Annotated in this window: 12 protein-coding genes; 5 read left to right on the top strand and 7 right to left on the bottom strand. The window is 67.7% G+C overall.

Going from position 1 to position 14,020, the window contains the following annotated elements:
* Positions 1–11: 11 nt before the first annotated feature.
* Positions 12–1,064: a phenylalanine--tRNA ligase subunit alpha gene (gene pheS, locus M1L58_RS14050; protein WP_248659352.1), complete on the bottom strand. Its 1,053-nt coding sequence runs from the start codon at positions 1,062–1,064 to the stop codon at positions 12–14.
* 581 nt (positions 1,065–1,645) lie between these two features.
* Here pheS and M1L58_RS14045 point away from each other — a divergent pair.
* Entirely contained in the window at positions 1,646–2,611 is a 966-nt protein-coding gene (locus M1L58_RS14045) for a hypothetical protein (RefSeq protein WP_248659351.1), read from the top strand.
* Between the two features lie 148 nt (positions 2,612–2,759).
* Here M1L58_RS14045 and M1L58_RS14040 read toward each other — a convergent pair whose 3' ends face one another.
* From M1L58_RS14040 to infC, 5 genes are all read right to left on the bottom strand, one after another.
* The gene (locus M1L58_RS14040; protein WP_248659361.1) at positions 2,760–5,228 is read right to left on the bottom strand and encodes a Tex family protein; all 2,469 of its coding nucleotides are present in this window, start codon (positions 5,226–5,228) and stop codon (positions 2,760–2,762) included.
* Positions 5,229–5,274: 46 nt separating this feature from the next.
* A complete protein-coding gene (locus M1L58_RS14035; protein WP_248659350.1) occupies positions 5,275–6,084 on the bottom strand; it encodes a TrmH family RNA methyltransferase in 810 nt (269 codons plus the stop codon).
* Between the two features lie 47 nt (positions 6,085–6,131).
* Complete coding sequence (gene rplT / locus M1L58_RS14030; RefSeq protein WP_248659349.1) at positions 6,132–6,512, bottom strand: 50S ribosomal protein L20; 381 nt, start codon at positions 6,510–6,512, stop codon at positions 6,132–6,134.
* Positions 6,513–6,555: 43 nt separating this feature from the next.
* A complete protein-coding gene (gene rpmI, locus M1L58_RS14025) occupies positions 6,556–6,750 on the bottom strand; it encodes a 50S ribosomal protein L35 (RefSeq protein WP_005200211.1) in 195 nt (64 codons plus the stop codon).
* Positions 6,751–6,870: 120 nt separating this feature from the next.
* Positions 6,871–7,473 carry a translation initiation factor IF-3 gene (gene infC / locus M1L58_RS14020; protein ID WP_081712428.1) on the bottom strand — a complete coding sequence of 201 codons (603 nt, stop codon included), beginning with the start codon at positions 7,471–7,473 and terminating at the stop codon, positions 6,871–6,873.
* A 315-nt stretch (positions 7,474–7,788) separates the two neighbouring features.
* Between infC and M1L58_RS14015 the strand changes: the two genes are divergently transcribed.
* Together M1L58_RS14015 and M1L58_RS14010 are read left to right on the top strand one after the other, a co-directional pair.
* Positions 7,789–8,214: a DUF1844 domain-containing protein gene (locus M1L58_RS14015; RefSeq protein WP_006868217.1), complete on the top strand. Its 426-nt coding sequence runs from the start codon at positions 7,789–7,791 to the stop codon at positions 8,212–8,214.
* Positions 8,215–8,337: 123 nt separating this feature from the next.
* Complete coding sequence (locus tag M1L58_RS14010) at positions 8,338–8,640, top strand: PspA domain-containing protein (protein WP_154884151.1); 303 nt, start codon at positions 8,338–8,340, stop codon at positions 8,638–8,640.
* Between the two features lie 90 nt (positions 8,641–8,730).
* On the opposite strand, the gene uvrA is transcribed toward M1L58_RS14010, so the two are convergent.
* A complete protein-coding gene (gene uvrA / locus M1L58_RS14005; RefSeq protein WP_248659348.1) occupies positions 8,731–11,613 on the bottom strand; it encodes an excinuclease ABC subunit UvrA in 2,883 nt (960 codons plus the stop codon).
* Positions 11,614–11,878: 265 nt separating this feature from the next.
* Between uvrA and M1L58_RS14000 the strand changes: the two genes are divergently transcribed.
* Both M1L58_RS14000 and M1L58_RS13995 read left to right on the top strand, forming a co-directional pair.
* Positions 11,879–12,559 (top strand): MBL fold metallo-hydrolase, encoded by a 681-nt coding sequence (locus M1L58_RS14000; RefSeq protein WP_006360763.1) that lies wholly within the window; start codon positions 11,879–11,881, stop codon positions 12,557–12,559.
* A 284-nt stretch (positions 12,560–12,843) separates the two neighbouring features.
* Positions 12,844–13,962: a DoxX family protein gene (locus M1L58_RS13995; protein ID WP_248659347.1), complete on the top strand. Its 1,119-nt coding sequence runs from the start codon at positions 12,844–12,846 to the stop codon at positions 13,960–13,962.
* The last annotated feature ends 58 nt before the right edge of the window (positions 13,963–14,020 follow it).

Below are 14,020 nucleotides of genomic sequence, written 5' to 3'. Positions count from 1 at the left end.
CGCCGGGCCGGTCAGGCGGCCGGACCGAATGGGAGGGTGAACCGGATGTCGCCCTCGACCATGTCGCGCATGTCGGAGATGTCGTTGCGGAACTGCAGGGTGCGTTCCAGGCCCATGCCGAAGGCGAAACCGGAGTAGACATCCGGGTCGATTCCGCTCGCGCGCAGCACGTTCGGGTTGACCATGCCGCAGCCGCCCCACTCGACCCAGCCGGGTCCGCCCTTCTTGGCCGGGAACCAGACGTCGACCTCGGCCGACGGTTCGGTGAACGGGAAGTACGACGCGCGCATCCGGGTGGTGGTCTCCGGCCCGAACAGCGCGCGGGCGAAGGTCTCGAGGGTGCCGCGCAGGTTCGCCAGGGTCAGACCCTTGTCGACGGCGAGTCCCTCGATCTGGTGGAAGACCGGCGTGTGGGTGGCGTCGAGCTCATCGGTGCGGAAGGTACGACCCGGGCAGGCCACGTAGATCGGCAGGTCGCGGCTGAGCATCGAGCGCACCTGGACCGGCGACGTGTGCGTGCGCAGCACCTGGCGCGAACCCTCGGGCGCGATGTAGAAGGTGTCCTGCATCGACCGCGCCGGGTGATCCGGCAGGAAGTTGAGGGCGTCGAAGTTGTGGTGCTCGGTCTCGACCTCGGGTCCCTCGGCGATCTCCCAACCCATGGCGACGAAGACGTCGGCGACCTGCTCGGCGATGACAGTGATGGGATGGCGGGCGCCGACGGGGCGACGACCGCTGGGCAGCGTCACGTCGACCGACTCGGCGACGAGGACCGCCGCGTCACGTTCGGCCTCGAGGGTCGCGGTCCGCAGTTCCAGCGCCGCGGTCACCCGACCCCGAACCTGGTTCACGAGCTTGCCGGCCTCCGAACGCTGCTCCTTCGGCAGGCTGCCGAGGGCGCGACGGGCCAGTGCGATCGGCGATCGGTCGCCGAGGTGCGCGGACTTCGCCGCGGACAGCTGCTCGAGATCGGCCGCCGCCTCGAAGGCCTCGACGGCCGACGTCGTCGCCGCCTCGAGGTCGTCGGGTCCGGGGAATACCGTTTCGTCGGCGGAAGTGGCCACGGTCGGCGAGCTCCTCATGCGTGGGTCGATGGGTGGACGGCGTCGTCGTCACGCGGAGGGCGGGTCGGGCGCGGAGAACCGGCTCGAGGCGACCGTCAACGGCGGCGATGACTCCCATCGAGGGTAGTCGACCGCGGCGAGGCGCTGACCTGCAGGGAGGCGTCGTCGCCTGCGAGCGGGTCAACAACGGTGTCCCGCCGGCGCTCACCCGACTCGGACTGCTCCGGAATGTCGGCCCTCGCCGGGAGAGTGCGCCGCTCGAAACCCGTCGCGGCCACTGGTCGCTCCGGTAGCTTCGCCGTGTGGACGGCACCGATCCAACCGCACGAGTGGAGCCACCGACTGTCCGCGCTCCGAGACGATCGTCGACGAACTGGTCGCTGTTGATAGCTGCCGCAGCCGCGATCGCATTCGTAGGCCGAGGAACAGCACGCTTGCGTGACGCGTCCCTGTTCGCCGAGGACGGTCGGATCTTCTTGGCCGAGGCCCACAATTCGGGCCCTGCCGCACTTGCCGATCCGTACGCGGGATATCTCCACGTGGTCCCTCGTGCGATCGCAGCGATACTCGAACCCGCTGCGGTGACCAGTGCACCGGCCTTGTACGCGTCAGCAGCCCTGCTCGTGCACCTGTTGATGCTGACCCCGGCTTTGTCGAGACGGCTGGACTGGCTCGTGCCGGGAAAAGTTCTCCGCTCGGTCCTGTTCGCTTTGTTGTGCTTGATGCCGCCGATGTGGGAAGTGCTTGCGAACATCGCCAACCTGATCTTCGTCGGTGGCATTTGCCTGCTACTCCTGGTCGTCTCCGACGACCCGAGGACTCGCATCGCACGTGCCGCAGAGCTCCTCGCGGTAGGACTCCTGGGGTTGAGTGGACCCCTCATCGTCATATTCCTGCCGTGGTTCGTCTGGCGCTGGTGGCGAGTCGGCCGCACTCCGCACTCGACGCTAACGGCCGCCGTGGCCGCCACTGCCGCGGCCGTGCAACTGGTGACCTTCGTGCAATCCCACCGCGAAACGCGCGGCGGGGGCACTCCGTTCTTGTTGCTGAAGGCGATATACGAACGGGTGGGCGGAAGTTGGCTGTTCGGCGATGCTGACGTGTTCGGTCGTAACGCGTCTGTCTGGTTTGTCGGCGCCGCGATCCTGTGGTGTGCCGGAGTGTTGGCGTTGAGTGTGGTGGTTCTGCGCGGGGTGGCGCTGGCCCTGTGGGCGTTGGCAATTGCAGTGCTCGGCAGCGCGACGTTTGCATACGGGACCTGGATGACCGCGTCCTCGTTGGGACTCCAGCGCCATATCGTCGTCCCGGTGGCGACCTTGGTCGTTCTGATGGTCGCAGTGCTCGGTCGAGCATCAAGACGATGGCAGGCGTATGCGGCCTCCGTTCTGCTTGTGCTCGGAGGTGGAGCGATATGGCACGACTTCATGCCGGAGCCGTATGCGTACCGGCCCGATCTCGGCGTCCTGCAGGACTGTCTCGACAGCAGCGCGGCGATCTGCCGTCAACCGATCTTCAACGGCAGATGGGTGATGGTGCTGCGGAACTAGATCATTGATCGCCGAGGCCATCGGCATTGTCTCGAGATGGGCAGGTGCTCGCTCAACGCGATGGCGACGGATGCCCGAGCAGCGCTCTCGGACACGCTGAGACAAACGGTCCCGGCACCACCCCGTGCCGGGACCTTTGTCGAAAGAGCTACTTGCCGAAGCCGGCGCGCTTGAGGGCGTCGGCCATCGCACCGCTCGGTGCGGGCCTGCGATCGTTGCGGTTGTTGCCGCCCCCGCGGTTGCCCTGGTTGCCGCGACCGCCCTGACCGCGCTGTTCGTTGCGGCGCTGACCGCCACCGCGATTGGCGCCGTTGTCGCTGCGGGGCGCACGGGCGCCGCCCTTGCCACCGGTGTTGCCGGCTCCCGGCTCGTCGTCGAGGCGCAGGGACAGGCCGATCCGCTTGCGTTCGACGTCGACGTCCATGACCTTCACCTTGACGATGTCGCCGGACTTCACGACCTCGTGCGGATCGGAGACGAAGCGGTGGGCCATGGCCGAGACGTGGACCAGGCCGTCCTGGTGGACGCCCACGTCGACGAAGGCACCGAAGGCCGCCACGTTGGTGACCTGACCTTCCAGCACCATGCCGGGCGTGAGGTCGGAGACCTTCTCGATGCCGGCGGCGAAGGTTGCGGTCTTGAACTCCGGGCGCGGGTCGCGGCCCGGCTTGTCGAGCTCGGCGATGATGTCGATGACGGTCGGACGACCGAAGGTCTCGTCGACGAAGTCGTCGGGACGCAGCTTGGTGAGGGTCGCGGTGTCGCCGATCAGCGAGCGGACGTCGGTGCCGACCTTGTCGAGAATCCGGGTGACGACCGGGTAGGCCTCCGGGTGCACGCTGGACGCGTCGAGCGGGTTGTCGCCGTCGGTGATCCGGAGGAAGCCGGCACACTGCTCGAACGCCTTGGGTCCGAGGCGCGGGACATCGGTGATCTGCTTGCGGCTGCGGAAGGCGCCGTTCGAGTCACGATGGGCGACAATCGATTCCGCGAGACCGGCGGTGATACCGGAGACGCGGGACAGCAGCGGCACCGACGCGGTGTTCACGTCCACGCCCACCGCGTTCACCGCATCCTCGACCACGGCACCCAGCGAGCGGGCGAGCAGGGTCTCGGAGACGTCGTGCTGGTATTGGCCGACGCCGATCGACTTGGGATCGATCTTGACCAGTTCGGCGAGCGGGTCCTGCAGGCGGCGGGCGATCGAGACCGCACCGCGGATCGAGACGTCGAGGTCGGGCAGTTCCTTCGACGCGTATGCCGACGCCGAGTACACCGAGGCGCCCGCCTCGGACACGACGACGCTGGTCGGCGGCTTCTTGCCGGAGTCCTTGATGGCCGCGATCAGCTCGCCGGCGAGCGCATCGGTCTCGCGGGATGCGGTGCCGTTGCCGATCGCGATGAGGTCGACGCCGTGCTTCTGGACGAGCGCTCCCAGCACCGCGAGCGCGCCGGCCTTGTCGCGGCGTGGCTCGTGCGGGTAGATGGTGGCGGTGTCGACGACCTTGCCGGTCTCGTTGACCACGGCGACCTTCACACCGGTCCGCAGGCCGGGGTCGAGTCCCATCGTGGTGCGGGCACCGGCGGGTGCGGCCAGGAGGAGGTCCTTGAGGTTGGTCGCGAAGACCGCCACCGCGTCGGCCTCGGCGGCCTGACGCAACCGCATCCGGACGTCGAGGGAGAGTCCGACGAACAGCTTGGTGCGCCACGCCCAACGCACGGTGTCGGCGAGCCAGCGGTCGGCGGGACGACCCTGATCGGAGATCCCGAACCGGGCGGCGATGCGCTGCTCGTAGGGGCCGGGTCCGGCCGGGCGGTCGGCCGCCTCCGGATCGGCGTCGAGGGTCACCGTCAGGATCTCCTCGCGTTCGCCGCGCAGCACGGCGAGCACCCGGTGCGACGGGATCGAGGTGAAGGGCTCGGAGAAGTCGAAGTAGTCGGCGAACTTGGCGCCGGCCGACTCCTTGCCCTCACGGACGGCGGTCCGCAGGACGCCGGTCTGCCACATCAGTTCACGCAGTTCACCGACGAGGTCGGCGTCCTCGGCGAACCGTTCGACGGCAATCGCGCGGGCACCGTCGAGCTGTTCGGCGGTGAAGGTCGACGGGTCGGTGGTCGGGTCCGACAGCAGCGCGTCTGCTACCGGCTCGTGTCCGGCCTCGCGGGCGATCTGGGCCTTCGTGCGGCGCTTCGGCTTGTAGGGCAGGTAGATGTCCTCGAGGCGGGCTTTGGTGTCGGCCGCGAGGATTCGAGCGTCGAGTTCGGCGTCGAGCTTGCCCTGTGCGGCGATCGACTCGCGGACCGCCTGACGCCGGGCCTCGAGGTCGCGCAGGTAGCCGAGTCGTTCGTCGAGGGTGCGCAGCTGGGTGTCGTCGAGACCGCCGGTGACCTCCTTGCGGTACCGGGCGACGAACGGGACCGTCGACCCGCCGTCGAGCAGTTCGATCGCGGCCCGGACCTGACCGACGCCGACGCCGAGTTCGGTGGCGATCGCCGACGCGATGCGGGCGTTCACGACTGCGGGGTCGGGAGCGGGCACCGTCTGCGGGGTCGCGGCCTCCGATGGGGCGGGACTTGCGGGAGCGGACTCGGGCTGGGGCGCGGAGGCGGGTGACACGGTTTCTGACACGATCGCCGACCCTACCGGCCGCCTCGGACAGCTGTCAGCCGCGACCCACCGCATTGTGGACGCGCGCACTCTCGTACAGACAGATCGCTGCCGCGGCGGCGACGTTGAGGCTCTCCGCGCGTCCGCGGATGGGGATGGAGACGCGGTGGTCGGCGGCCGTCTGGACGTCGGCGGACAGGCCGTGGGCCTCGTTACCGAAGAGCCAGCCGACCCGACCGGACAGCACCTCGGCGGCGTCGTCGAGGTTCACCTCACCGTCGGCGGCGGTCGCGAGCAGCGAGATGCCGGCGTCCGAGATGGCGTCGAGCCCCTCGGTCAGGGCGCGCTGCCGTACCACCGGCACGGTGAAGACACTCCCGGCGCTCGCGCGGACGCATTTCCCGTTGTGGGGATCGACGGCGTCACCGAGCAGCACGACGGCGTCGGCGCCCATCGCGTCGGCGCATCGGATGAGGGTGCCGGCGTTCCCGGGTTCCCGCGGTTCGACGGCGATCGCGAGCAACCGCGGCTCGTCGGCGAGGATGGTCTCGAGCGGCACGTCGAGCAGCGGGCAGACCGCGAAGATCCCGGGCGGGGTCGAGGTCTCGGCGAGCTTCGACGCCGCTCGGGCGGAGATCACGAGAACCGGGACACCCGCCGACTCGGCGGTGTCGGTGAGCTTCCGGTGCCGCAACTGGTCCTCATCGGCGACCAGCACCACCTCGGCGCGGTCGACCGCGAGAGCCGAGGACACCGAGTTGGCCCCCTCGGCGAGGAAACGCCCCTGCTCGCGCCGCTCGGCAGCGCGATGGAGCTTTGCATACGACACGACCCGCGAGGATCGCTCGGACAGGATCTCCGTCATCGGATCATCCCTCGGGCGACTCGCGGGTCGTGTGTGGTGTGGCGCAATCAGGCAGCCGGGGCGTTGACGTCGGCCGGCAGGGCCTTGCGGGCGACCTCGACCAGGCCGGTGAAGGCCTCGGGATCGGTCACCGCGATGTCGGCGAGCACCTTGCGGTCAACCTCGACACCAGCGGCCTTGAGGCCCTGGATGAAGCGGTTGTAGGTGATTTCGTTGGCGCGGGCCGCAGCGTTGATACGCGCGATCCACAGCTTCCGGAACTCACCCTTGCGGGCGCGACGGTCCCGGTAGGCGTAGGTCATCGAGTGGAGCTGCTGCTCCTTGGCCTTGCGGTAGAGGCGCGACCGCTGTCCGCGGTAGCCCTTCGAGGCCTCGAGGGTGGACCGACGCTTCTTCTGGGCGTTCACTGCCCTTTTCACGCGTGCCATGTGTTAAATCCTTTTGCTTGTCAGAGGTCTGGGTTCGCGCGCGTCAGATGTTCAGCAGGCGCTTGATGCGAGGGGTGTCGTTCTCGCTGACGACGGTGGTGCCGTCGAGACGACGGGTGCGCTTGGAGGGCTTGTGCTCCAGCAGGTGGCGGCGGTTGGCCTTCTGACGGACGATCTTGCCGCTGCCGGTCACCTTGAATCGCTTCGCGGTGCCCTTGTGGGTCTTGCTCTTAGGCATGTCTTTCCTTCTGTCGGGCGAACTCGGGCAGCCGAACCTGACCAGGTCCGGCTGGAATCCGGGTTCACGTCTCGTGATCTCGACCGGGACGGGGCATGCACCCGCGTCCGGCCGAACGGCTCAGCTCTCGTCCGGCGCGTTCTTCGGGCCGCCGGAACGTTCGCGGCTCTCTTGCGCCTTTTGGCGGGTCTTCGCACCCTTGTGCGGGGCGAGGACCATCGTCATGTTGCGACCGTCCTGCTTGGCCGAGGTCTCGACGAAGCCGTAATCGGCGACGTCGTTGCCCAAGCGCTGCAACAGGCGGTAGCCGAGCTCAGGACGGGACTGCTCGCGGCCGCGGAACATGATGGTCACCTTCACCTTCGACCCCGCTTCGAGGAACCGGACGACGTGACCCTTCTTGGTCTCGTAGTCGTGGTCGTCGATCTTGGGGCGGAGCTTCTGCTCCTTGATGACGGTCATCTGCTGGTTGCGACGCGATTCGCGCTGCTTCTGGGCCGCTTCGTACTTGAACTTGCCGTAGTCCATGATCTTGCAGACCGGCGGACGGGCGTCGGGAGCCACCTCGACGAGGTCGAGGTCGGCTTCGTAAGCCAAGCGAAGCGCATCTTCAACACGCACGATGCCCACCTGCTCCGAGTTGGGTCCGACGAGTCGGACCTCAGGGACGCGGATGCGCTCGTTGATGCGGGTCTCAGTGCTGATGGGGCCTCCTAGTTCAATCCTGCAGTGGTAACCGTCGCGTCGTGGCGAGGGTCGTGTGCAGGAGAACGAGCGCAAACCTCAGCAAACGAGCCCCGGGACGATGTCCGCGGGGCTCCGTTACCGACCGATTCTGTTCACTGCACCCCGGGGGCACAGCGCGACCGATCTTCCCAGTCGCATCACCAGGATGCGATCTGCGACGATCGGCGTGAACCGGACCGTGCGACTGCGGCGAACTCGCCAGGCGAGGACTCGCGTCGAACGGTGGGAGCGGAACTCCACTTACGACCCCGGCGCATACCAGGGCGGTCGTGCTATGGGAGTCTAACAGCCATGGCCGAGAACCCCAATTCGTCACAAGCACCGACACCCCAGGAGGGTGCGACGGGCAGTGGCGCCGACATCGATGATGCGGCACGCACTGACTTCGACAACGTCCGTGACCTGGGAGATATTCCGGCTATCGAGGTCATCACCCGGTCGATCGTGATGCTCATGAGTGCCGCCGCCGAGAAGTTGGGCCTGGCCGAGGGCACCCCGGAGGACCGGATCGACCTGCCCGAGGCCCGTACCCTCATCACCGCCCTGGCCGGCCTCGTCGATGCGTCGAAGGCCGACCTCGGCATCCATGCCGCCCCGATCCGCGACGGCCTCAAGGGCCTGCAGCTCGCCTTCCGTGAGGCAAGCGCATACCCGGACGAGCCCGGCGAAGGACCCGGCGAGAAGTACACCGGCCCGGTGAGGGCCCCGAAGAAGTAGGGGGACCTCGATACGCGGCGTCCTCGCTTCGCTCGGTCGTCGCTACTCGGCCGGCAGGGTTCTGCTGGTTGAGCAGGCGAGGAGCGTAGCGACGAGCCGTGTCGAAACCACTAACCTGGACTCATGACGAATCCCGGAGAGTCCGACGCACCGAACACGCCCCCGTCTGACGACGTCATCGACGCCGAGATCGTGCACACCGGTCCGGTGCCGGGAACCCTCCCCGATCCCGACTACACCGACAGCGGTGTCCCGACCTTCGACTTCGTCCGCGACAAGATCGAGAACCGGATCACCACCGCCATCGGCTCCCAGGAACTCGCCGAGGCGAGTGCCGAGGGTCAGAGCGTCGACGAGATGATGCGCAAGCGCGACGAGGCAGCGAAGAAGCGTCTCGAGGAGATCCGCAAGTCGATGGGCCAGTAGCCCAGCCGTACGCACAATCGCCACTCCCGAGCAGAGGTGCTGGCTGTAACCAGCGCTGCTGCAACGGAAGTGGCGACTCTGCTGTGCCTGTCAGCCTGCTGACGCGACCGTCTCGTCGACCTCGAGGATCTCGGCGAGGAACTTGCCGGTGTGGCTGCCCGGCGCGACCGCGATGTCCTCGGGCGTGCCCTCGGCGACGACCGTGCCGCCGCCGCTACCACCCTCGGGTCCCATGTCGATGACCCAGTCGGCCGTCTTGATGACGTCGAGGTTGTGCTCGATGGTGATGACCGTGTTGCCCTTGTCGACGAGGCCGTTGATCACCGCGAGGAGCTTCTTGATGTCCTCGAAGTGCAGGCCGGTGGTCGGCTCGTCGAGGATGTAGACCGTGCGTCCCATCGACCGCTTCTGCAGCTCTGCAGCCAGCTTCACGCGCTGCGCCTCGCCGCCCGACAGGGTCGGGGCCGGCTGTCCGAGGCGGACGTAACCGAGACCGACATCGTTGAGGGTCTTGAGGTAGCGATGGATCGAGGTGACCGGCTCGAAGAAGTCGGCGGCCTCCTCGATCGGCATGTCGAGCACCTCGGCGATGGTCTTGCCCTTGTAGTGGACCTCGAGGGTCTCCCGGTTGTAGCGGGCACCGTGGCAGACCTCGCACGGGACGTAGACGTCCGGCAGGAAGTTCATCTCGATCTTGATCGTGCCCTCGCCGGTACAGGCCTCACAGCGGCCGCCCTTGACGTTGAACGAGAACCGGCCCGGCTGATAGCCGCGCACCTTGGCCTCGGTGGTGGCCGCGAACAGCGTGCGGATCTTGTCGAAGACGCCGGTGTAGGTCGCCGGGTTGGATCGCGGGGTGCGTCCGATCGGCGACTGGTCGACCTGGACGAGCTTGTCGAGGTTGTCGAGTCCCTTGATCCGCGTGTGGCGGCCGGGCACCTGACGTGCGCCGTTGAGCTTGTTGGCGAGCACGGTTGCGAGGATGTCGTTGACCAGCGTCGACTTGCCGGAGCCGGACACACCGGTCACCGCCGTCATGACGCCGAGCGGGAACGACACCTCGATCCCGCGCAGGTTGTGCTCACGTGCACCGACGACGGTCAGCTGACGCTTGCGGTCGATCGGCCGGCGGATCTCCGGGACCGGGAGTGAATCCCGGCCCGAGAGGTACGCACCGGTCAGCGACTGGCGGTTCTTCAGCAGGTCCTTGTAGCTGCCGCTGTGCACGACGTGACCGCCGTGCTCACCGGCTCGGGGACCGATGTCGACGATCCAGTCGGCGGACCGGATGGTGTCCTCGTCGTGCTCGACGACGATCAGCGTGTTGCCCAGGTCGCGGAGTCGGGTGAGGGTCTCGATCAGTCGACGGTTGTCGCGCTGGTGCAGACCGATCGACGGCTCGTCGAGGACGTAGAGGACGCCCGCGAGTCCGGAGCCGATCTGCGTCGCGAGGCGGATGCGCTGGGCCTCGCCGCCCGACAGCGATCCGGCCGCACGCGACAGCGACAGGTACTCCAGTCCGACGTCGAGCAGGAAGCGGATACGTGCCTGGACCTCTTTGAGCACGCGGCCGGCGATCGCGGCCTGACGCTCGTCGAGGTGGAGGTTGTCGAGGAAGTTCGCGCAGTCGGCGACCGACAGCGCACAGACCTCGGCGATCGACTTCGGGCCGTACTCGGGATGGTCGAGGGTGACCGCGAGGATCTCCGGGCGCAGACGCGCACCCTGGCAGGCGGGGCACGGCACGTCGCGCATGTACCCCTCGTAGCGTTCCTTCATCTGCTCGGACTCGGTCTGGTCCATCCGCCGGGCGAGGAACGACATGACGCCCTCGAACTCGGTGTAGTACGAGCGGGTGCGTCCGTAGCGGTTGCGGAACTTCACGTGCACCTGGTGGTCGCTGCCGTTGAGCAACGCTCGACGAGCCTTGACCGGCAGCTTCTTCCACGGGGTGTTGATGTCGAACCCCATCTGGTCGGCAAGACCCGACATCAGGCGCAGGAAGTAGTCGGCGTTGTGGCCGGACGACCACGGCGCGATCGCGCCCTCGGCGAGGCTCATCTCCGGGTCGGGCACGACGAGTTCCTCGTCGACCTCCTTGCGGATGCCGAGGCCGTCGCACTCGGGGCAGGCACCGTAGGGCGAGTTGAACGAGAACGAGCGCGGCTCGAGGTCGTCGATCGCGATCGGGTGGGCGTTGGGGCACGCCATCTTCTCGGAGAACCGGCGCTCGCGATTCGGGTCGTCCTCTTCGAGGTCGACGAAGTCGAGCACGATGATGCCGTCGGCGAGACGCAGACCGGTTTCCACCGAATCGGTGAGACGCTGCTTGGCGCCGGCCTTGACGACGAGGCGGTCGACGACGACCTCGATGTCGTGCTTCTCCTGCTTCTTCAGCTTCGGCGGGTCGGTCAGCTGGTGGACGACGCCGTCGATGCGGGCGCGTGAGAAGCCCTGGGTCTGGAGTTCGGCGAAGAGGTCGACGAACTCGCCCTTACGGGTCCGGACCACCGGTGCGAGAACCTGGAAGCGGGTGCCCTCCTCCATGGCGAGCACCTGGTCGACGATCTGTTGCGGCGTCTGCTTGGCGATCGCCTCGCCACAGATCGGACAGTGCGCCTTACCTGCGCGGGCATACAGCAGACGCAGGTAGTCGTAGACCTCGGTGATGGTGCCGACCGTCGATCGCGGGTTGCGGTTGGTCGACTTCTGGTCGATGGACACCGCCGGTGACAGACCCTCGATGAAGTCGACGTCGGGCTTGTCCATCTGGCCCAGGAACTGCCGCGCGTAGGCCGACAGCGACTCGACGTAGCGGCGCTGCCCCTCGGCGAAGATCGTGTCGAAGGCGAGGGACGACTTGCCCGACCCCGACAACCCGGTGAACACGATGAGGCTGTCCCGAGGGAGGTCGACATCGATGCCGCGCAAATTGTGTTCGCGGGCACCTCGGACGATCAGACGATCAACCACTGCAGTCCTAACATTCTTTTCAAGTCAGAGTCTTCTCAAACTCACCGGGGCGCACGGGTGGCGCATGGGCACCGTAACGACAGGCACCGACAATTCTGTTCCGCATGCGTCGGCCCGGATGGGATTCGAGGCCCGCGGGCCGGACGATCGGTCTCGCCATCCGCGCATACACCATCGGACCGATAGTCCACGATACCCGCGCCCCGACCACGCCCGACCGTCGCGAGCGTCACACACCGGCCGAGCGGTGTCATAGCCTTGTCGCATGACCTCAGCGACACCGATCAGCGACTCCTACACCGGCGATCTCTCCGAATCGAAGACCCCGCAGCGACGCACTCTGGACTCGGCCACCATCGTCAAACTGTCCGTCGGGTCGATGGACAACAACGTGTACGTGGTGACCTCGAAGGCCACCGGCGACCAGCTGATCATCGACGCCGCGAACGATGCGGACACGATCATCGCCACCCTCGACGCCATCGGCGGGAAGCCCGCACTGATCTTCACGACCCACCAGCACTTCGACCACGTGCAGGCGCTCGCCGCCGTCGCCGAACACACCGGTGTCCCCACCGCTGCCGGCCGGTTCGACGCCCCCGAGTTGCCGGTCACACCGGATCGTCTCGTCGACGACGGCGACGTGATCGAGGTCGGCGACCTGCGCTTCGAGGCGATCCATCTCGTCGGCCACACCCCGGGTTCCATCGCCCTGGCCCTGACCGACGGCGACACCGTCCACCTGTTCACCGGCGACTGTCTGTTCCCCGGCGGCATCGGCAAGACCTGGAAGTCCGAGGACTTCGATACCCTCATCGAGGACGTGTCCACCAAGCTGTTCGACCGTTTCGGCGACTCGACCGTCGTCTACCCCGGCCACGGGAAGGACACCACCCTCGGTGCCGAGCGTCCGTCGCTGCAGGAGTGGCGCGAACGCGGCTGGTGACACCCGCAAAACCCATCCCTTTCCGTAAACGCGCCCCCTCGTGCGGGGGTGGGTTTACGGAAAAGAGGCCGGTTTGCTTCAGGTTTGGGGATGGGTCTCTCCGGATATCTGACACCCGAAACGCTCTCCCGATCGTGACCTCGGTGCTCCCGAAGTTCCCGAACGGATCACGAAGAGTCGATTCACCTGCATGTATCCGGAGGGCGGGTAGCGTTGATCAGGCCAGAAATGCGCTGTACCCCGACGGATCTCGAACCGCACTCGATCGAAGAAGGTTGTGACCGATGATTCTCCGCCGTATCGCCCGCCCGCTCCTTGCGTCAGCGTTCGTCGCCAGTGGCGTCGACGCCATCCGGAGCCCGAAACCGATCGCGCAGTCCGCGGCCCCGCTCGTCGACAAGGCGCGCACCGCATTGCCGCCGGAGGTCGCGGACAAGGTCCCGGAGAACACCGAGACGCTGGTCCAGATCAACGCCGCGGCGCAGATCGGTGGCGGCATCCTGCTGGCGACCGGCAAGTTCCCGCGTCTCGCCTCGGTGGTCCTGGCCGGAACCCTGATCCCGACGACGGCCGCCGGCACGGACTTCTGGAACGAGGCCGACCCGGTCCGCAAGGAAGCCCAGCGCGACGCGTTCATCAAGAACATCGGCCTGCTCGGCGGCGTGCTGCTGGCCGCTGTGGACACCGAGGGCAAGCCGTCGCTCGCGTGGCGCGGCAAGCAGAAGGCCAGCGCCGTCGCCGCGGCTCTCCCGATCGGCGCCGCTGCCGGTCACTCGACCTGGGACACCCTCGTCGAGCGCGGCCACGAGGGCGCCGAGATCGTCGGCGAGCGGTCGGCCGAGGCCGGTGACCTGCTGAGCAAGGGCGCCCACGTGCTGTCCGAGCGTTCCGCGGAGTGGACGGCCGAGGCCGCCGCCAAGTTCCGCGAGCACGCACCCGAACTGGCCGAGTCCGCGCAGAAGCGTTCGCACGAGATCGCGGAGCGGGCCGCGGACACCGCGGCCGAGGTCGCCGACCGCCTGCGCGACCGTGCACCCGTTCTCGCCGACGCCGCCATCGTGCGTTCGTCGAGCCTGGCCGACGCCGCGCTCGATCGCTCGTCGGAACTGGCCGAGACCGCACGCAAGCGCGGACCGAAGCTGGCCAAGCAGGCGCAGAAGCGCGCGAAGAAGGCCAAGAAGCAGGCCGCGAAGAACGCGCCGAAGTTCGCCGATGTCGCCCGCGACCGTTCGGCCGAGTTCGCCGACATCGCCCGGGATCGCTCGGCCGAGTTCGCCGAACTCGCACGCGCCCGGTCGGCCGAACTCGCCGAGTCCGCCCGGCATCTCGCGGCCGCCGCCGAGGAGACCGCGGCGCACACCGCAGACGAGGGTCGCAAGCGTTGGCGCAAGGCACGCGGCTGACCGTCCCGCCCGGTAGCCCGATGCGAGGACGACGCTGAGCACCACCGACGACCACACG

This window comes from Gordonia sp. C13, from assembly GCF_023218005.1.
Taxonomy (GTDB): Bacteria; Actinomycetota; Actinomycetes; order Mycobacteriales; family Mycobacteriaceae; genus Gordonia; species Gordonia namibiensis.
The sequence above is the reverse complement of the archived record's forward strand: the minus strand, read 5'-3'. Positions and strand labels throughout refer to the sequence as shown.